The sequence below is a fragment of the Pseudomonas sp. St29 genome (genome assembly GCF_001547915.1).
In the GTDB taxonomy this organism is placed as follows: Bacteria; Pseudomonadota; Gammaproteobacteria; order Pseudomonadales; family Pseudomonadaceae; genus Aquipseudomonas.
Window position 1 is genome coordinate 4,364,331 of sequence record NZ_AP014628.1, and the last position, 16,725, is coordinate 4,381,055.

Genomic DNA, 16,725 nt, shown 5'->3' on the forward strand with positions numbered 1-16,725 from the left:
TTTTCCGGGGTTCCAATATAGAATTGGTCTGGCTTGATACCTTTAAGGTATGCATATCACCACTGGAGAGCTGTCATGGAACTGCGTCATCTGCGCTACTTCCAGGTGCTGGGGGAAACCCTCAACTTCACCCGCGCCGCCGAGCGCCTGCACATTGCCCAACCGCCCTTGAGCCGGCAGATCCAGCAACTGGAAGACGAGTTGGGGGTGTTGTTGCTGGAGCGTGGCCGGCCGCTGCGCCTGACCGCCGCCGGGCGGTTTTTCTATGAGCATTCCAACCGGGTGCTGGAGCAGTTGGGCAAGGTCTGCGACAACACCCGGCGCATCGGCCTGGGGCACAAGACCTGGCTGGGCATCGGCTTTGCCCCTTCGACCTTGTACGGCGTGCTGCCGCAACTGATCCGCCGCCTGCGCAGCAACGAAACCCTGGAGCTGGAACTGGGCCTGTCGGAAATGACCACCCTGCAACAGGTGGAAGCCTTGAAGGCGGGACGCATCGATATCGGCTTCGGGCGGATTCACATCGACGACCCGGCCATCGTGCAGAGGGTGCTGACCGAGGATCGGCTGGTGGTCGCCCTGCCCGCCGGCCATCCGCTGCTGGGGCAGGCACTGACGCTTGAGCAACTGGCCAAAGAACCCTTCGTGCTGTACCCGGCCAACCCGCGGCCGAGCTACGCCGACCATGTGATCGCACTGTTCAATGCCCGTGGCCTGAACCTGAAGATCGCCCAGTGGACCAACGAATTGCAGACCGCCATCGGCCTGGTGGGCGCCGGCATTGGCGTCACCCTGGTGCCGGCCTCGGTACAGGTGCTGCACCGCGACGACATCGGTTTTTGCCCGCTGCTGGAAACCGCTGCCACCTCGCCGATCATCCTCAGCCGCCGGGTCGGCGAGCCGTCGCCGGGGCTCACCCATTGCCTGCACCTGATTGCCCAGTTGCGCAGCGAGATCGGTCGCGAACAGCCCGTGGTCAGCTGACTCGGGGCGGGTGCAGTAGGCCCCCGCCAAAACCACTGCTACTCCCCGCCCTGCGGGGATTACACTGCGCCCGACATGATGGAAAAAACTCTGGAATCGACCATGGAAGTCTCAAGAACCCGACTGATCCTGCGCCGCGCCGCCGCCTTCATGCTCGACCAGGTGCTGGCGCTGGCGGTGTATGTGCTCCTGTCGCTGAGCCTGCACGGGGTGCTGGCGTTGCAGCCGGTCAGACGCTTGCTCGACCTCGCGCAACAGACGGGGCTGGAGCCCTACCTGCACTCAATGCTGTTCATGCTGGTCTGGCCCTTGTACTTCGTGGCCTGGGAGTATTTCTTCAAGGGCCGCACGCCCGGCAAGTGCGCCCTGGGCCTGGTGGTGATCAACGCCGCCGGGACGCCGCCGACGCTGATCCAGGTACTGATCAGAAGCGCCACCCGCTATCTGGAGGCCGCGTTCGCCTTTGTCCCGCTGATGGCCTGCGTGGAATCAAGCCGCTGCCAGCGAATAGGCGATATGCTCGCCCGCACCTACGTGATCCCGCACAAGGATCTGCAGCAGATACGCAGTGAAATGCCAGCACACCCCCTGTCCCGGGCTTGATGCCTGAAGACTGCCCGTTCCCCTCAAGGAGCCCCGATGCCCGCCGATGCCCTGCACCACGAAATAGCCTTGGAAAGATTTCTCGCCGCCCGCCCCGAACTGCGCGAAGCCCTGGACAAGCTCAATCCGCTGGAGGCCCAGGTCAAGGGCGAGACGCCCGAGCAGTACCGCAACGAACGCCTGCATGAAGCCTTTGAAGCCGAAGCCGAGCGCCTGGGGCTGTTCGCCTGGGAGTTGAGCCTGCAACTGACCGCCGCCAGCCCGGAGGAATTCCACGCCCAGCGCCTTGAAGTGCACAAGGAGGTGGCGGAAATGGCCGGCATGCCGTGGGATGAATACTGCGCCCTGCATCATCTCGCCCCATAGCCTTGACCCGCACGCGTCCCCCGCAGTCCCTGTTCAGGAGAACCGACGATGTTGCCTTCGACTTCCACACAAGCGGCCAGCGCCGCCCTGCAGCACACGCAGAAATGGCGCGGGCGGGTCGGCCTCGGGCTGGTGGCCTGCCTGTCCGTGCTGGCCGGGATGACGGACGCCATCGGCTTCATGGCCACTGGCGATTTCGTGTCTTTCATGAGCGGCAACACCACGCGCATGGCGGTGGCCATCAGCGATGGCGAACCGGCCCTGGTGCTGCGCCTGATGCTGCTGGTGGCGACCTTTGTCGTCGGCAACGCCCTGGGCGTGGTGGTCAGCCGCCTGGCCGGACACCGCGCCCTGCCCTTGCTGCTGAGCATTGGCGCATTGCTCTGCGCCTCCGCCGCCTGGCCTTTCGAGCAGCAATTGCCGGCCCTGCTGGCGGCCATCATCGCCATGGGCATGCTCAATGCGGCGGTGGAGGAAGTGAACGGCCTGCCCATCGGCCTGACCTACGTCACCGGTGCCCTGTCGCGCTTTGGCCGCGGGCTGGGGCGCTGGGTGCTCGGCGAACGGCGCAACGGCTGGCGGGTACAGCTGGTGCCGTGGAGCGGGATGTTCGCCGGAGCGGTGCTGGGGGCCTTGCTGGAACAGCACCTGGGGCTCCAGGCGCTGTATGTCAGCGGGTTGCTTGCCGCCCTGCTGGGCATCGCGTCACTGAAGATTCCGCGCCGCTGGCAACTGGGCTACAAGACCCGCTGAACTGCGCCGCCGTCAGTCGAACAGACCGCCGCTGTCGGTATCGATAACGATCGACGACAGGCTGATGTGCCGTGGTCGGGTCAGGGCGAAGACCACCGCTTCCACCACGTCGCGGTTGGTGCCCTGCTCGCCCTTCTGTCGTGCCGGAACCTGCTGCCAGGCCGGGTCCAGCGGCGAGATGTCTTCCAGATACGGCGGATGCACGCAAAGCGAGCGCACCGGCGTGCCCTTGAGCACCTGGCGCAGACCGTCGGCCAGGGCCAGTTGCCCGTGCTTGGCCGCGTAGAACGGCAGCGACACGCTGTGCAGCGGTGCATTGGGCAGGCCGCTGATGGAGCCGATGGTGACGATGTCCGGGCGCTGCGAGGCCTTGAGCGCCGGCATCAGGCCCTGGGTCAGGAGGAAGGTGCCCGTCAAGGCCGCATCGATCACTCCGGTGACCTCGGCCGCGCTGTGGGGCTGCTCGCTGGCCTCCAGCCACATGGCGCCGTTGTTGATCAGGATGTCCACCCGGGGCTGACGCACATGAATCTCCGCCAGCGCCGCCTTGACGCTCTCGCTGCTGGCCAGATCCACCACCACGCAATCGGCGGCCTGGCCGGTGCGCGTCTCGATCGCCGCGCTCACTTGCGCCAGGGCCTCGGCGTTGCGCCCACAGAGAATCAATTTGCAGCCCAAGTCCGCCAGGCTGATGGCCAGCGCCGCGCCCAGACCACGACCGGCACCGGTGACCACCACCACCGCCGAATTCAACTCCATCATCCCTTGCTCCTTGTCCCAGGTTGATTGAAGGCGCGAGTCTATCCCTGGCCCCGGGGTTTGGGGCCAGGCAAAGCTTTACCCGATATGTCCCGGGCTTGCCACGCCTGAGCCTTCGGGGCGAAAGGGGTTTAGCCGATCCACGGAGAAAGCTTTATCATGGCCGCAGTTTTATCCATCGAGTCCGTCATGAAGTTCGCCATCGCCCTGTTCTCTGCCGCTCATGCGCCTTCCTCGCGCCGCGCCCTGCTGTTCGCCCAGGCGGCGCTGGCGGGCGGGCATGAGATTGTCCGGCTGTTTTTCTATCAGGACGGCGTGCACAACGCTGCCAACAGTGTCGTCACACCCCAGGACGAACAGGACCTGCCCCGGGAATGGCGCGAATTTGTCGAGCAGCATCAGCTCGATGGCGTGGTGTGCATCGCCGCCGCCCTACGCCGGGGTGTGTTGAACGCCGACGAAGCCCAGCGCTATCAGCGCACGGCGGTGAACGTCGAGGCGCCCTGGGAACTGTCGGGGCTTGGGCAATTGCATGACGCGGTACAGGCCGCCGACCGCCTGATCTGTTTTGGAGGGGCGTGAAATGGCCAAATCCCTGTTGCTGATCAGCCGTCAGGCGCCCTGGTCCGGCCCCGGTGCCCGGGAGGCCCTGGACATCGTCCTGGCCGGCGGTGCCTTCGACCTGCCGATCGGCCTGCTGTTTCTCGACGATGGCGTGCTGCAACTGGCGCCGGGGCAACAGGCTTCGCTGCTGCGGCAAAAGGACCTGAGCGCCAACCTGCAGGCGCTGTCGCTGTTCGGCGTCGACGAACTGTTTGCCTGCAGCGCCAGCCTCGCTGCTCGTGGTCTGGACCCGGCAACCTTGAGCCTTGACGCGGTGCAGTTGCTGGACGCCCCGGAACTGGCCGGGATCATCGACCGTTTTGACCAGGTGATTACCCTCTGATGTCGACCTTGCATGTGTTGTCCCACTCACCCTTCACCGACACCCGCCTGAGCAGTTGCCTGCGCCTGCTGGGCAGCACCGACGGCCTGCTGCTGTGCGGCGACGCCGCCTATGCCCTGCAGCCGGGCACCACTCTTTACGGCGAACTGGGCGCCCGCAGCGGCCTGATGCTGTATGTGCTGGAAGAGGACTTGCAAGCCCGGGGCCTGGCCCTGCCGGCCTGGGCCAAGACGGTGGATTACCCAGGCTTCGTCGACCTGTCGATTGAGCATGACAAGGTCAATACCTGGCTATGAGTACCCTGACTGTGGGCGCTCGCGCCATCGAACTGGACAAGGACGGTTACCTGGTCAATCTCGACGACTGGTCCGCCGACGTAGCCCAAGCCCTGGCCGCCAACGAAGAGCTGGAGCTGAGCGCGGAGCATTGGGAAATCCTCGAACTGCTGCAGGGCTTCTATAAAGAGTTCCAGCTGTCCCCAGCCACCCGCCCGCTGATCAAGTACACCGCCCTCAAGCTGGGCCCGGACAAGGGCAACAGCCTGCACCTGAACCGACTGTTCAAAGGCACTCCCGCCAAACTTGCCGCCAAGCTGGCGGGCCTGCCAAAGCCGACCAATTGCCTATGAACGATTTCGCCCCCCTGCTCACCCAGACCCCGGAAGAACACCCTTTTGCCCAGTTCGTGCGCATCCTGGGCAAAGGCAAGCACGGCGCGCGCAACCTGACCCGCGAGGAAGCCCGGGAAGCCATGGGCATGCTGCTGGACGACAAGGTGGAGGACACTCAGCTGGGCGCCTTTCTCATGCTCCTGCGGCACAAGGAAGAAAGCCCGGAAGAGCTGGCGGGCTTTACCGAAGCCTTGCGCGAACGCCTCAACGCCCCGGCGATCGCCCTGGACCTCGACTGGCCGACCTACGCCGGCAAGAAGCGCCACCTGCCCTGGTACCTGCTGGCGGCCAAGTGCCTGGCGCAGAACGGCGTGCGCATCCTGCTCCACGGCGGCGGCGCCCATACCGCCGGGCGCCTGTACACCGAGCAACTGCTGGAGCCCCTGGGGATTCCCCTGTGCCGTGATTGGCAGGCGGTCGGCCGAGCGCTGGACCAGGGCAACCTGGCCTTCATGCCTCTGGGCGACTGGGCGCCCCAGCTGCAACGCATGATCGATTTGCGTAACATCCTCGGCCTGCGCTCACCAATCCATTCCCTGGCGCGCCTGCTCAACCCCCTGGGCGCCCGTTGCGGCCTGCAGAGCATCTTCCACCCCGGTTACCAGGCAGTGCACCGCGATGCCAGCGGCCTGCTGGGGGACAACGTGATCGTGATCAAGGGCGATGGCGGCGAGATCGAGATCAACCCGGACACCACCAGCCATCTGTACGGCAGCACCGGCGGCGTCAGTTGGGACGAGGAATGGCCGGCGCTGTCGGCCCAGCGCCATGTCAAACCGGCCAGCCTGGATCCCGAGCACCTCAAGGCGCTGTGGCGCGGTGATGTTGAGGACAGCTACCCGCAACTGGCGCTGCTGGCCACCATGGCTCTGGCCCTGCGCGGCCTGGGCACGCCGCGGGAGCAGGCCTTCGCGCTGGCCCAGCAGTATTGGGAAGCCCGGGACAGATCGATTTAATCGATCAAAACCGCCCACGCTTTGCGCTTTTTGTTCGAACCCAGGGGCATAGACTGCACTCCAACGCACAATAGCTGAGGAGCATTCCATGGGACTGCTGATGGATGGGCGCTGGCATGACCAGTGGTACGAAAGCGGCAAGGACGGCGCCTTCCAACGGGAACAGGCGCAACGCCGGCACTGGGTCACCGCCGATGGCCGCCCGGGCCCCAGCGGCGAAGGCGGCTTTGCCGCCGAGGCCGGGCGCTACCACCTGTATGTCTCCCTGGCCTGCCCCTGGGCCCACCGCACCCTGATCCTGCGCAAGCTCAAAGGGTTGGAACAGTTGATCGACGTCTCGGTGGTCAGCTGGCTGATGCGCGAGCACGGCTGGACCTTCGACAGCGCCTACGGCTCCAGCGGCGACGCACTGGATCACTTCGACTACATGCACCAGCGCTACACCGCCGACAGCGCCGACTACACCGGCCGCGTCACCGTGCCGGTGCTGTGGGACAAGCAGCAACAGCGCATCGTCAGCAACGAGTCGGCGGAGATCATCCGCATGTTCAACAGCGCCTTCGACGGCCTGACCGGCAACGCCCTGGACTTCTACCCGCAGCCATTGCGCGCACGCATCGATGAACTCAACGCACGCATCTACCCCGCGCTGAACAATGGCGTGTACCGCGCCGGGTTTGCCACGTCACAACAGGCCTATGAGACGGCGTTCGATGATGTCTTTGCCGAGCTGGACGCTTTGGAAGCGTTACTGGGAAAACAACGCTACTTGGCTGGCGAGTACCTGACCGAAGCCGATGTGCGGCTGTTCACCACGCTGATCCGTTTCGATGCGGTGTACCACGGCCACTTCAAGTGCAACCTGCGGCGTATGGCCGATTACCCCAACCTGTCGAACTGGCTGCGGGAGCTGTATCAGTGGCCGGGAATTGCCGAAACGGTGGATTTCGCCCATATCAAGGGGCACTACTACGCCAGCCATCGCACCATCAATCCGACCGGGATCGTGCCAAAGGGGCCGCAGCAGGACTTCGGTCACCCACATGATCGGCAACGGTTGAGCGGACAAGGGGTTTGGTGCAGGGGGTGAGGACGCTTTCGCCGGCAAGCCGGCTCCTACAACAGTGGGATCTGTAGGAGCCGGCTTGCCGGCGAAGCTTTTCAGACCTCGGACTGGGCGCCTTCGAACCAGGCCAGCTTCTCGCGCAGCTGGACCACTTCGCCAACGATCACCAGGGTCGGCGCGTGCACTTCGTGCTCCGCCACCAGCGCCGGCAGGTTGGCCAGGGTACCGGTGAACACTCGCTGGTTGCTGGTGGTGCCCTGCTGAACCAGCGCTGCCGGCGTGTCGGCGCCGCGACCGTGCTTGATCAGTTGCTCGCAGATGGTCGGCAGACCTACCAGGCCCATGTAGAACACCAGGGTCTGGGCCGGTGCCACCAGGTCGCTCCAAGGCAGGTTGCTGGTGCCGTCCTTGAGATGCCCGGTGACGAAACGCACCGACTGCGCGTAGTCGCGGTGAGTCAGGGGAATCCCGGCGTAGGCCGAGCAACCGCTGGCTGCGGTAATCCCCGGCACCACCTGGAACGGGATGCCGTGGGCCGCCAGCTCTTCGATCTCTTCGCCGCCCCGGCCAAAGATGAACGGATCGCCACCCTTGAGCCGCACCACACGCTTGCCTTGCCGGGCCAGGTTCACCAGTTGCTGGTTGATCTGCTCCTGAGGCACGGCGTGATTGGCGCGACGCTTGCCGACGTAGATGCGTTCGGCGTCGCGGCGGCACAGGTCGAGAATCGCCGGCGCCACCAAACGGTCGTAGAGCACCACGTCGGCCTGCTGCATCAGGCGCAGGGCGCGGAAGGTCAGCAGGTCCGGATCACCCGGGCCCGCGCCGACCAGATACACCTCGCCCGGCGCATGGGGCGCCTTGCCGGCAATCTTGGCCTGCAACAGACGCTCGGCTTCAGCGCCCTGCCCCGCCAGCTGGCGATCAGCGATGGGGCCCTGGAATACATCCTCCCAGAACGCCCGGCGCTGCTGCACATCCGGAAACAGGCCTTTGACCTGGGCCCGAAAACGCGCCGCCAACCCGGCCAACTGGCCGTAGGTGGAAGGAATCCAGGTTTCCAGCTTGGCCCGGATCAACCGCGCCAGCACCGGCGCATCGCCGCCGCTGGACACCGCGATGACCAGCGGCGAACGGTCGACGATGGCGGGAAAGATCACACTGCACAGGGCCGGCGCGTCCACCACGTTGACCGGGACGCAACGCCGACGGGCATCGGCGGAGACCTGGGCATTGAGGGATTCGTCGTCGGTGGCGGCGATGATCAGGGTGCAGCCGTCGAGGTCGGCCTCGACATAACCGCGCAGCAGGGACTCACCGCCGCTGGCGACGATCAGTTCCTGCAATTGCGCTTCTATTTCAGGCGCGACCACTCGCAGCTGCGCACCGGCATCGGCCAGCAGACGGGATTTGCGCAAGGCAATCTCCCCTCCACCGACCACCAACACACGACTGCCGCGAAGGTTGTGAAACAGCGGCAGATATTCCATTTAGCCGATGACCTCAAGACCACCCATGTATGGCTTCAGTACGTCCGGCACGCGGATCGAACCGTCGGCCTGCTGGTAGTTCTCCAGCACCGCCACCAGGGTACGGCCCACGGCCAGGCCGGAGCCGTTGAGGGTGTGCACCAGCTCAGGCTTGCCGGTTTCCGGGTTACGGAAGCGCGCCTGCATGCGCCGGGCCTGGAAGTCGCCGCAGTTGGAGCACGAGGAGATCTCGCGGTATTTGTCCTGGCTCGGCACCCAGACTTCCAGGTCGTAGGTCTTGAGCGCGCTGAAGCCCATGTCGCCGGTGCACAGGGCCAGTACGCGGTACGGCAGTTGCAGCAGTTGCAGGACCTTTTCGGCGTTGGCGGTCAGGCCTTCCAGGGCTTCCATGGAAGTCGACGGCTCGACCACCTGGACCATCTCGACCTTGTCGAACTGGTGCTGGCGGATCATGCCGCGGGTGTCGCGACCCGAAGCACCGGCTTCACTGCGGAAGCACGGCGTGTGGGCGACGAACTTCAGCGGCAGTTGCTTGGCGTCGAGGATCTCGCCGGCGACGATGTTGGTCAGGGACACTTCGGCGGTCGGGATCAGGTACAGATCGGCTTCGCCTTCGCGAGTGATCTTGAACAGGTCTTCCTCGAACTTCGGCAGCTGGCTGGTACCCACCAGGGCCGGGGCCTGTACCAGATACGGGGTGTAGGCCTCTTCGTAGCCGTGCTCGCCGGTGTGCAGGTTGATCATGAACTGCGCCAGGGCGCGGTGCAGACGAGCGATCGGGCCGCGCAACAGGGCGAAGCGCGCGCCGGACAGCTTGGCGGCGGTTTCAAAGTCCAGCCAGCCGTGGGTTTCGCCCAGGGCCACGTGATCCTTGATCGGGAAGTCGAAGGTGGTCGGAGTGCCCCAGCGGCGCACTTCAACGTTGCCGTCCTCGTCTTCACCGACCGGCACCGATTCGTGAGGCAGGTTGGGAATGCCGAACAGGATCGAGTCCAGTTCGCTCTGGATGTTTTCCAGCTCGGCCTTGCCGGTGCTCAGCTCGTTCCCCATGCGCTCGACGTCAGCCATCAGCGGGGCGATGTCTTCGCCGCGTTGCTTGGCCTGACCGATGGACTTGGAGCGCGCGTTACGTTCAGCCTGCAGTTGCTCGGTGCGGGTCTGCACGGTCTTGCGCTGTTCTTCCAGCGCTTCGATGCGTGCCACATCCAGGGCAAAGCCGCGGGATGCCAGACGATCCGCTACGTCCTGGAGGTTGCTACGTAACAGTTTGGAATCGAGCATGTCGTTCTCTCGTTTATCAAAGTTTGGTCAAGGACAGGCCGGCCCAGGTAGCAAGCAGCCCGCCGAATACGCTCAGTGCCGCGTAGCCCAGGGCCAGCGCCACTTGTCCGCTTTCCAGCAGACGCACGGTATCCAGTGAAAAGGATGAAAAAGTCGTCAGGCCACCGAGGAAGCCCACTATCAATCCGGCACGCACTTCGATCGGCACTTCCGGACGGACCAGGAACAGTCCGTACAACACGCCGATCAGCAGGCAGCCCACGATATTAACGGCCAGCGTCGCGGTATAGAAGTGCCGCGGCCAATTGGCGTTGATCCAGTTGCCCGTGGTGAAACGCAACAGGGTACCGGCCACGCCACCGGCGGAGACTGCGAGGATCAGGGGGATCACGGTTTTCTCCGCTGCAAGGGGCTGGCCCGGTCCAGGGCGGCCAGGTGCTTGAGCTTCTCGCCGATCTTCAGTTCCAGGCCGCGGGGCACCGGCTGGTAGAGCGGCAATGGCTCCAGCTCTTCAGGAAAATAGTCTTCACCGGCGGCGTAGGCATCCGGCTCGTCATGGGCGTAGCGGTATTCGTCGCCGTAACCCAACTGCTTCATCAGCTTGGTCGGGGCGTTGCGCAGGTGAATCGGCACCTCCAGCGAACCGTGTTCGGCAGCGGCGCGCATGGCGGCCTTGAAGCCCATGTACACGGCGTTGCTCTTAGGCGCGCAGGCCAGGTAGGTGATGGCCTGGGCCACCGCCAGCTCGCCTTCGGGGCTGCCCAGGCGCTCCTGCACATCCCAGGCCGCCAGGCACAGGCTCAGCGCTCGCGGGTCGGCGTTGCCGATGTCCTCGCTGGCCATGCGCACCACGCGCCGGGCCAGGTACAGCGGGTCGCATCCGCCGTCGAGCATGCGCGCAAACCAGTACAGGGCGCCGTCGGGGTTGGAGCCGCGCACCGATTTGTGCAACGCGGAAATCTGGTCGTAGAAGGCTTCGCCGCCCTTGTCGAAACGCCGACGGGTATCCCCCAGCAGGCTTTGCAACAGATCAACGCCGATCTCGCCGCCGTCTTCGGCCAGGTCCGAGGCGTTTTCCAGCAGGTTGAGCATGCGCCGGCCATCGCCATCGGCCGCCGACAGCAGCATCTGGAAGCCTTCATCGCTGAGCCTCAACTGGCGCTTGCCCAGCCCCCGCTCTTCAGTCAGGGCGCGCTGTACCAGGCTGCCCAGGGCGGTTTCATCCAGGCTCTTGAGCACATACACCCGCGCTCGGGAGAGCAAGGCATTGTTGAGTTCGAAGGATGGATTTTCCGTGGTGGCGCCGATAAAGATCAGCGTGCCGTCTTCCACGTAGGGCAGGAAGGCATCCTGTTGCGACTTGTTGAAACGATGCACTTCATCGACAAACAGAATGGTCCGCCGTCCGTATTGCCCGGCTTGCTGCTTGGCGATTTCCACCGCCTGGCGGATCTCCTTGACCCCGGCCAGCACCGCCGAGACGGTTTCGAAGTGAGCATCCGAGACTTCCGCCAGCAGCCGCGCCAGGGTGGTCTTGCCGACCCCGGGCGGGCCCCAGAAGATCATCGAATGCAGGGCGCCCTGCTCCAGGGCCTCGCGCAGCGGCTTGCCCCGGGCCAGCAGGTGCTGCTGACCGACGTACTCGTCCAGGTTGGTGGCACGCAAGCGTGCGGCCAGTGGCTGGGCGATCGGGGCACTACGAAACAGGTCCATGGACTACCTTCGAAACCTTGCGGCTGCGGCTGCTTACTCTTGGATCACATCGGCACCCTTGGGGATGTCGAACTTGAACTTGGACGCCGGGATCGCTTCGTTGGCCTTGACCCCGGTGAACAGGATATTGGTGCGCTGGCCGACGCTGTCGATCAACTGCATGTCGTTGATCATGCCGTTGCGGAACGACAGGCGCAGGCTGTCGAACAGGGTGTCGCGGGTCTTCGGCTTGAGGGTGAAGTCCATCACGCCACCGGCTTCCTTGGAGGTGATGTCGAAGCTTTCGCTGATCTTCGACACGTCACCGGACAACAGCAGGGCCGGAGTCTGGGTCAGGCGCTGGTCGAGTTTCTTGATGGTCACCTGCTCCAGGTCCGGGTCCCACAGCGAGACTTTCTGACCATCGGAAACCATCAGCTGCTCTTGCGGCGCATCGGTGTGCCAGTAGAACAGGCCAGGACGCTGCAGGGACATCTCGCCAGCGGTTTCCTGCAATTGGGTGCCGCTGCCGTCCAGGGTCAGCTGTGAGAAACGCGCAGTCAGGGTCTGGGACTTTTCCAGCAACTGGGTCAGGCGCGCCACGTCTTTGGGGTCGGCGTGGGCCGACAAGGTGGTCACAGCCAGTACCGGCAGCAGCAACATGCGAATCAGGCGCATGGAATTCCTCATAATTGAATGGGTAGGCGAGCGGCGTGACCTCACGCCGCTGAAAACGAAACGGGATCAGTCGCGCATCGGGCCCGGCGCCAGCACTTCGCGGGAGCCGTTGGTGTTCATCGCCGTTACCACCCCGGCCATTTCCATGGCCTCGATCATCCGGGCGGCACGGTTGTAGCCAATCTTCAGCTTGCGCTGTACCGCCGAGATCGAAGCCCGGCGGCTTTCCAGGACGAACTGCACGGCTTCGTCGTACAGCGCGTCGGCTTCCGGATCATCACCGTCGCCACCGCCGCTGCTGCCTTCGAAGCCACTGCCCGCCTCTTCGACACCGTTGAGGATGTCGTCGTTGTATTCCGGCGCGCCGCGCAGTTTCCAGGCTTCCACCACGCGGTGCACTTCATCGTCGGAGACGAAGGCGCCGTGGACGCGGATCGGCAGGCTGGTGCCAGGCGGCATGTAGAGCATGTCACCGTGACCCAGCAGCTGTTCGGCGCCACCCTGGTCGATGATGGTCCGCGAGTCGATCTTGCTCGACACCTGGAACGCCATGCGGGTCGGGATGTTGGCCTTGATCAGGCCGGTGATCACGTCCACCGACGGCCGCTGGGTCGCGAGGATCAGGTGGATACCGGCGGCCCGGGCCTTCTGGGCGATACGGGCGATCAGCTCTTCGACCTTCTTGCCGACGATCATCATCATGTCGGCGAATTCGTCCACCACCACGACGATGGTCGGCAACTTGGTCAGCAGCGGCGCTTCGTCGTGGATGCTTTCGCGGTTGTACAGCGGATCGGCCAGTGGTGTGCCGGCGTCGATGGCTTCCTTGACCTTGGCGTTGAAGCCCGAAAGGTTGCGCACCCCCATCTTGGCCATCAGCTTGTAGCGCCGCTCCATCTCCGCCACGCTCCAGCGCAGAGCGTTGGCTGCGTCCTTCATGTCGGTGACCACCGGGCACAGCAGGTGCGGAATGCCTTCGTAGATCGACAGTTCGAGCATCTTCGGGTCGATCATGATCAGCTTGGCGTCTTCCGGGCCGGACTTGAACAGGATCGACAGGATCATCGCGTTGACCCCCACCGACTTACCGGAACCGGTGGTACCGGCCACCAGCAGGTGAGGCATTTTCGCCAGGTCGGTGATGATCGGCTTGCCGCCGATGTCATGGCCCAGGGCCAGGGTGACCGGGGATTTGAAGTTGTCGTATTCCGGGGTCGAGAGCACTTCGGAGAAACGCACGATCTGCCGGTCTTCGTTGGGAATCTCGATGCCGACGGTGGTCTTGCCGGGAATCACTTCCACCACCCGCACGCTGGTCACGGCCAGGGAACGGGCCAGGTCCTTGGCCAGGTTGGCGATACGGCTGACTTTCACCCCGGCTGCCGGCTGGATTTCGTAACGGGTAATCACCGGGCCCGGATGGATCGAGTCCACCGCGACCTCGACGCCGAATTCCTTGAGCTTGATTTCCAGCAGGTGACCGACGGCGGCCAGGGATTCGGGCGAATAATTGAGCTGCTTTTTTTCCGCCGGATCAAGAATCGAGATCGGCGGCAAGGTGCCTTCCACCGCGCTGTCGACGAACAGCGGCGCCTGCTTCTCTTTCTGCACGCGCTTGCTGGGCTCGGGCGGTTTGACCGCTACCGGCGTGATCACCGGCGGCACCTGTTTCTCGCGCTCGGACATGTGCTTGCTCAAGGCCTGCTCGCGCTCGATCAGACGCTCCTTGACCTTGGCCTGCTCGCGCTTGTCGGCGATGTTCGGGGTCACGACTTCATCGACCCGAGCATCCACCTCGCGCAGCTGCGCCACCAGTTGCTTGCGCTCCACACGGGCATCCCACCAGCGATTGGCCGCGCCCTGGAACAGCTCGAACAGGTCGAGAGTGATCTTGCCGGTGACGTCCATCACCTTGAACCAGGACAGGTCGGTAAATACCGTCAGGCCGAACAGGAACAGGGCAATGAACATCAGGGTACTGCCCTGCACGTTCAGGGCATTCTTGGCCAGGTCACCCAGGCTTTCGCCCAGGGCACCACCGGCACCGGCAGGCAGGCCGGTGGGGGCATGAAAATGGATATGGGCCAGCGCAGCGCCGGACAGCACCAGGAACACCAGGCCGATCAGTCGCCAGGAAAACAGCCAGCCGCTCCACTGCCAGGGCTCATGACGCTGACGGAAGATCTGATAGGTCTTGATCGCCAACAGCAGCGGGAAGATATAAGCGAAATAACCCAACACCATAAACAGGATATCGGCGCTGTAAGAACCGGCGGGCCCACCGAAGTTCTGCACATCTTCGATCTTGCTGTTATGACTCCAACCCGGATCATCTTTACCGTAGGTCAGAAGTGCCATCATCAAGAACAGGCACAGGGCTCCAATGGCGATCAATGCACCTTCCTTGAGCCGGTAGTGCAATTGCTGACGCCAGAGCGGAACAACAGGTTTAGGTGCTGCGGTGGATTTCTTCAAAACGCGTCTTTTCCTGCGCCATAAGCGCGTCCAACGGGTGATTGACTAACAAGATACTGCTCAATCCGAGCAGGTAAATAAAGTTGACCGGCCTAACTGGGGCTACTTTTAACACTCTGCCCCTTGCTTCTGAAACGGTGCAATTCTGAATAAGCCTGGTACATCGTCGTATTGTACGGGTTTGTTCACACCATGCCACGTCAGAACAGTCTGTTAAGCATAGTCAATTGCGTGATACGCACTGTTCAATTGGAGCATGCATTCTCTTTTGTGACAAAGGCTTATGAGGTGTTTTTATGAACCAAGCACAGCATTCCCGCCTGATCATTCTGGGCTCCGGCCCTGCCGGTTACAGCGCCGCCGTCTACGCCGCCCGCGCCAACCTCAAACCCACGGTTATTACCGGCCTGCAAGCCGGCGGACAACTGACCACCACCACCGAAGTGGACAACTGGCCCGGCGATGTCGAAGGCCTGACCGGACCCGTACTGATGGAGCGCATGCAGAGGCACGCCGAGCGCTTCGACACCCAGATCGTCTATGACCACATTCACACCGCTCAGTTGCAGCAGCGCCCCTTTATCCTCATCGGCGACAGTGGCACCTACAGTTGCGACGCGCTGATCATCGCCACCGGTGCGTCGGCGCAGTACCTGGGCCTGCCCTCGGAGGAAGCGTTTGCCGGCAAAGGGGTTTCCGCCTGCGCCACTTGCGACGGCTTCTTCTATCGCAATCAGGTGGTGGCAGTGGTCGGTGGTGGCAATACCGCCGTGGAAGAAGCCCTGTACCTGTCCAATATCGCCAAGGAAGTGCACCTGGTGCACCGCCGCGACAAGCTTCGCGCGGAGAAGATCCTTCAGGACAAGCTGTTCGACAAGGCCGCCAACGGCAATATTCGCCTGCACTGGAACCAGCACCTGCAGGAGGTGCTGGGAGATGCCAGCGGCGTGACCGGTGCCCGCCTCAAGGACAGCCACAGCGAAGCCACCAAGGACCTGGCGTTGGCTGGGGTATTTATCGCCATCGGTCACAAACCCAATACCGACCTGTTCCAGGGGCAACTGGAGATGCGTGACGGCTATCTGCTGGTCAAGGGCGGCAGCGAAGGCGACGCCACCGCTACCGGCATCCCGGGAGTATTCGCTGCCGGCGACGTGGCCGATCACGTCTATCGCCAAGCCATTACTTCTGCGGGCGCTGGCTGCATGGCAGCCCTGGATGCGGAAAAATTCCTCGACGACCACTAACCCCTCGCCCTACGCTTGTGGCGGGCCAATATTGACCCGCCACCGCCCTCCCCTGCCACAAGTCTGGATGCCATGCTGACCTGGTTACAACGCAACAACCTTGCCTTCCCCCCTCTGGAAAAAGCCATGCGCGAGCCCAACGGACTGCTGGCTGCGGGCGGTGATCTATCGGCCGACCGCCTGGTCCAGGCCTATCGTCATGGCTGTTTTCCCTGGTTTTCTGAAGGCCAACCCATCCTCTGGTGGTCTCCTGATCCGCGCACCGTACTCTTCCCTGATGAGCTGCACGTGTCCCGCAGCCTGGGCAAGCTGCTGCGCAAACAGCGCTATGAAGTGACCTTCGACCAGGATTTCGCTGCCGTGATCAGCGCCTGTGCAGCCCCCCGCGCCTATGCCGACGGCACCTGGATCAGCGAAGCCATGCAGCAGGCCTATCAGCAACTGCACCAACGCGGCCACGCTCACTCGGTGGAAGTCTGGGATCAGGGCGAGCTGGTAGGCGGCCTTTATGGCCTGGCCATGGGGCAGTTGTTCTTTGGCGAGTCGATGTTCAGCCGCGCCGATAATGCTTCGAAATTCGGCTTCGCGACCCTGGTACAACACCTGAAGGCGTGGGGTTTTGTGCTGATCGACTGCCAGATGCCCACCGAGCACTTGCACAGTCTGGGGGCGAGATCCATTACCCGAGCGGAATTCGCCGACTACCTCAAGCGGCATCTGGATCAGCCGAGCCGCGCCACATGGGTTTCCTAGGCGGGT

At 63.7% G+C, this 16,725-nt stretch carries 19 protein-coding genes; 12 read left to right on the forward strand and 7 right to left on the reverse strand.

Annotation, left to right across the window (positions count from 1 at the left end; all coding sequences use genetic code 11):
• The first annotated feature begins 75 nt into the window (after positions 1-75).
• The 4 genes from PST29_RS19310 (at position 76) to PST29_RS19325 (ending at position 2,706) form a co-directional block, all read left to right on the forward strand.
• Positions 76-984, forward strand: a complete 909-nt coding sequence (locus PST29_RS19310) for a LysR family transcriptional regulator (RefSeq protein WP_060840108.1) — start codon at positions 76-78, stop codon at positions 982-984.
• 102 nt (positions 985-1,086) lie between these two features.
• Positions 1,087-1,587 (forward strand): RDD family protein, encoded by a 501-nt coding sequence (locus PST29_RS19315; protein WP_060844096.1) that lies wholly within the window; start codon positions 1,087-1,089, stop codon positions 1,585-1,587.
• Between the two features lie 36 nt (positions 1,588-1,623).
• Positions 1,624-1,953, forward strand: a complete 330-nt coding sequence (locus tag PST29_RS19320; protein WP_060844097.1) for a DUF6388 family protein — start codon at positions 1,624-1,626, stop codon at positions 1,951-1,953.
• A gap of 48 nt (positions 1,954-2,001) precedes the next feature.
• The gene (locus PST29_RS19325) at positions 2,002-2,706 is read left to right on the forward strand and encodes a YoaK family protein (protein ID WP_060840111.1); all 705 of its coding nucleotides are present in this window, start codon (positions 2,002-2,004) and stop codon (positions 2,704-2,706) included.
• Between the two features lie 12 nt (positions 2,707-2,718).
• Here PST29_RS19325 and PST29_RS19330 read toward each other — a convergent pair whose 3' ends face one another.
• Positions 2,719-3,468, reverse strand: a complete 750-nt coding sequence (locus tag PST29_RS19330) for an SDR family oxidoreductase (protein WP_060844098.1) — start codon at positions 3,466-3,468, stop codon at positions 2,719-2,721.
• A gap of 186 nt (positions 3,469-3,654) precedes the next feature.
• On the opposite strand from PST29_RS19330, the gene tusD reads away from it, so the two are divergent.
• From tusD to PST29_RS19360, 6 genes are all read left to right on the forward strand, one after another.
• Positions 3,655-4,047: a sulfurtransferase complex subunit TusD gene (tusD, locus tag PST29_RS19335; protein WP_060840113.1), complete on the forward strand. Its 393-nt coding sequence runs from the start codon at positions 3,655-3,657 to the stop codon at positions 4,045-4,047.
• Between the two features lies 1 nt (position 4,048).
• A complete protein-coding gene (gene tusC, locus PST29_RS19340; RefSeq protein WP_060840114.1) occupies positions 4,049-4,411 on the forward strand; it encodes a sulfurtransferase complex subunit TusC in 363 nt (120 codons plus the stop codon).
• Positions 4,411-4,707, forward strand: a complete 297-nt coding sequence (tusB, locus tag PST29_RS19345) for a sulfurtransferase complex subunit TusB (RefSeq protein WP_060844099.1) — start codon at positions 4,411-4,413, stop codon at positions 4,705-4,707. Before tusC ends, tusB begins: the two co-directional genes overlap by 1 nt.
• The gene (locus tag PST29_RS19350) at positions 4,704-5,039 is read left to right on the forward strand and encodes a TusE/DsrC/DsvC family sulfur relay protein (protein WP_016966956.1); all 336 of its coding nucleotides are present in this window, start codon (positions 4,704-4,706) and stop codon (positions 5,037-5,039) included. Before tusB ends, PST29_RS19350 begins: the two co-directional genes overlap by 4 nt.
• Positions 5,036-6,037: a glycosyl transferase family protein gene (locus tag PST29_RS19355; RefSeq protein ID WP_060844100.1), complete on the forward strand. Its 1,002-nt coding sequence runs from the start codon at positions 5,036-5,038 to the stop codon at positions 6,035-6,037. The genes PST29_RS19350 and PST29_RS19355 overlap by 4 nt, the downstream gene beginning before the upstream one ends.
• Positions 6,038-6,125: 88 nt before the next feature.
• Complete coding sequence (locus tag PST29_RS19360; protein WP_060844101.1) at positions 6,126-7,127, forward strand: glutathione S-transferase family protein; 1,002 nt, start codon at positions 6,126-6,128, stop codon at positions 7,125-7,127.
• A 71-nt stretch (positions 7,128-7,198) separates the two neighbouring features.
• Here the strand turns inward: PST29_RS19360 and cysG are convergent, their stop codons facing one another.
• The 6 genes from cysG to PST29_RS19390 all read right to left on the reverse strand — a co-directional run bounded on the left by cysG (position 7,199) and on the right by PST29_RS19390 (position 14,719).
• A complete protein-coding gene (gene cysG / locus PST29_RS19365) occupies positions 7,199-8,593 on the reverse strand; it encodes a siroheme synthase CysG (RefSeq protein ID WP_060840118.1) in 1,395 nt (464 codons plus the stop codon).
• Positions 8,594-9,874: a serine--tRNA ligase gene (serS, locus tag PST29_RS19370; RefSeq protein ID WP_060840119.1), complete on the reverse strand. Its 1,281-nt coding sequence runs from the start codon at positions 9,872-9,874 to the stop codon at positions 8,594-8,596. It lies immediately after the preceding gene.
• Between the two features lie 16 nt (positions 9,875-9,890).
• Complete coding sequence (gene crcB, locus PST29_RS19375; RefSeq protein ID WP_041119048.1) at positions 9,891-10,265, reverse strand: fluoride efflux transporter CrcB; 375 nt, start codon at positions 10,263-10,265, stop codon at positions 9,891-9,893.
• Positions 10,262-11,587, reverse strand: coding sequence for a replication-associated recombination protein A (locus tag PST29_RS19380; RefSeq protein WP_060840120.1), 1,326 nt, complete (start codon positions 11,585-11,587; stop codon positions 10,262-10,264). Before PST29_RS19380 ends, crcB begins: the two co-directional genes overlap by 4 nt.
• A gap of 33 nt (positions 11,588-11,620) precedes the next feature.
• Positions 11,621-12,244: an outer membrane lipoprotein chaperone LolA gene (lolA, locus tag PST29_RS19385; protein ID WP_011062167.1), complete on the reverse strand. Its 624-nt coding sequence runs from the start codon at positions 12,242-12,244 to the stop codon at positions 11,621-11,623.
• Positions 12,245-12,310: 66 nt separating this feature from the next.
• The gene (locus PST29_RS19390) at positions 12,311-14,719 is read right to left on the reverse strand and encodes a DNA translocase FtsK (protein ID WP_060840121.1); all 2,409 of its coding nucleotides are present in this window, start codon (positions 14,717-14,719) and stop codon (positions 12,311-12,313) included.
• A gap of 296 nt (positions 14,720-15,015) precedes the next feature.
• Here PST29_RS19390 and trxB point away from each other — a divergent pair, with 296 nt between their 5' ends.
• Together trxB and aat are read left to right on the forward strand one after the other, a co-directional pair.
• Complete coding sequence (trxB, locus tag PST29_RS19395) at positions 15,016-15,966, forward strand: thioredoxin-disulfide reductase (RefSeq protein ID WP_060844102.1); 951 nt, start codon at positions 15,016-15,018, stop codon at positions 15,964-15,966.
• A 72-nt stretch (positions 15,967-16,038) separates the two neighbouring features.
• Entirely contained in the window at positions 16,039-16,719 is a 681-nt protein-coding gene (gene aat / locus PST29_RS19400) for a leucyl/phenylalanyl-tRNA--protein transferase (protein ID WP_060844103.1), read from the forward strand.
• Positions 16,720-16,725: the final 6 nt, after the last annotated feature.

Coding starts and splice junctions, on each gene's coding strand:
- PST29_RS19360 (WP_060844101.1), top strand. CDS start 6,126: ATGGGACTGCTGATGGATGGGCGCTGGCATGACCAGTGGTACGAAAGC.
- serS (WP_060840119.1), bottom strand. CDS start 9,874: ATGCTCGATTCCAAACTGTTACGTAGCAACCTCCAGGACGTAGCGGAT.
- tusD (WP_060840113.1), top strand. CDS start 3,655: ATGAAGTTCGCCATCGCCCTGTTCTCTGCCGCTCATGCGCCTTCCTCG.
- PST29_RS19310 (WP_060840108.1), top strand. CDS start 76: ATGGAACTGCGTCATCTGCGCTACTTCCAGGTGCTGGGGGAAACCCTC.
- cysG (WP_060840118.1), bottom strand. CDS start 8,593: ATGGAATATCTGCCGCTGTTTCACAACCTTCGCGGCAGTCGTGTGTTG.
- tusC (WP_060840114.1), top strand. CDS start 4,049: ATGGCCAAATCCCTGTTGCTGATCAGCCGTCAGGCGCCCTGGTCCGGC.
- PST29_RS19355 (WP_060844100.1), top strand. CDS start 5,036: ATGAACGATTTCGCCCCCCTGCTCACCCAGACCCCGGAAGAACACCCT.
- trxB (WP_060844102.1), top strand. CDS start 15,016: ATGAACCAAGCACAGCATTCCCGCCTGATCATTCTGGGCTCCGGCCCT.
- PST29_RS19330 (WP_060844098.1), bottom strand. CDS start 3,468: ATGATGGAGTTGAATTCGGCGGTGGTGGTGGTCACCGGTGCCGGTCGT.
- PST29_RS19325 (WP_060840111.1), top strand. CDS start 2,002: ATGTTGCCTTCGACTTCCACACAAGCGGCCAGCGCCGCCCTGCAGCAC.
- lolA (WP_011062167.1), bottom strand. CDS start 12,244: ATGCGCCTGATTCGCATGTTGCTGCTGCCGGTACTGGCTGTGACCACC.
- PST29_RS19380 (WP_060840120.1), bottom strand. CDS start 11,587: ATGGACCTGTTTCGTAGTGCCCCGATCGCCCAGCCACTGGCCGCACGC.
- PST29_RS19320 (WP_060844097.1), top strand. CDS start 1,624: ATGCCCGCCGATGCCCTGCACCACGAAATAGCCTTGGAAAGATTTCTC.
- PST29_RS19350 (WP_016966956.1), top strand. CDS start 4,704: ATGAGTACCCTGACTGTGGGCGCTCGCGCCATCGAACTGGACAAGGAC.
- PST29_RS19315 (WP_060844096.1), top strand. CDS start 1,087: ATGGAAGTCTCAAGAACCCGACTGATCCTGCGCCGCGCCGCCGCCTTC.
- aat (WP_060844103.1), top strand. CDS start 16,039: ATGCTGACCTGGTTACAACGCAACAACCTTGCCTTCCCCCCTCTGGAA.
- tusB (WP_060844099.1), top strand. CDS start 4,411: ATGTCGACCTTGCATGTGTTGTCCCACTCACCCTTCACCGACACCCGC.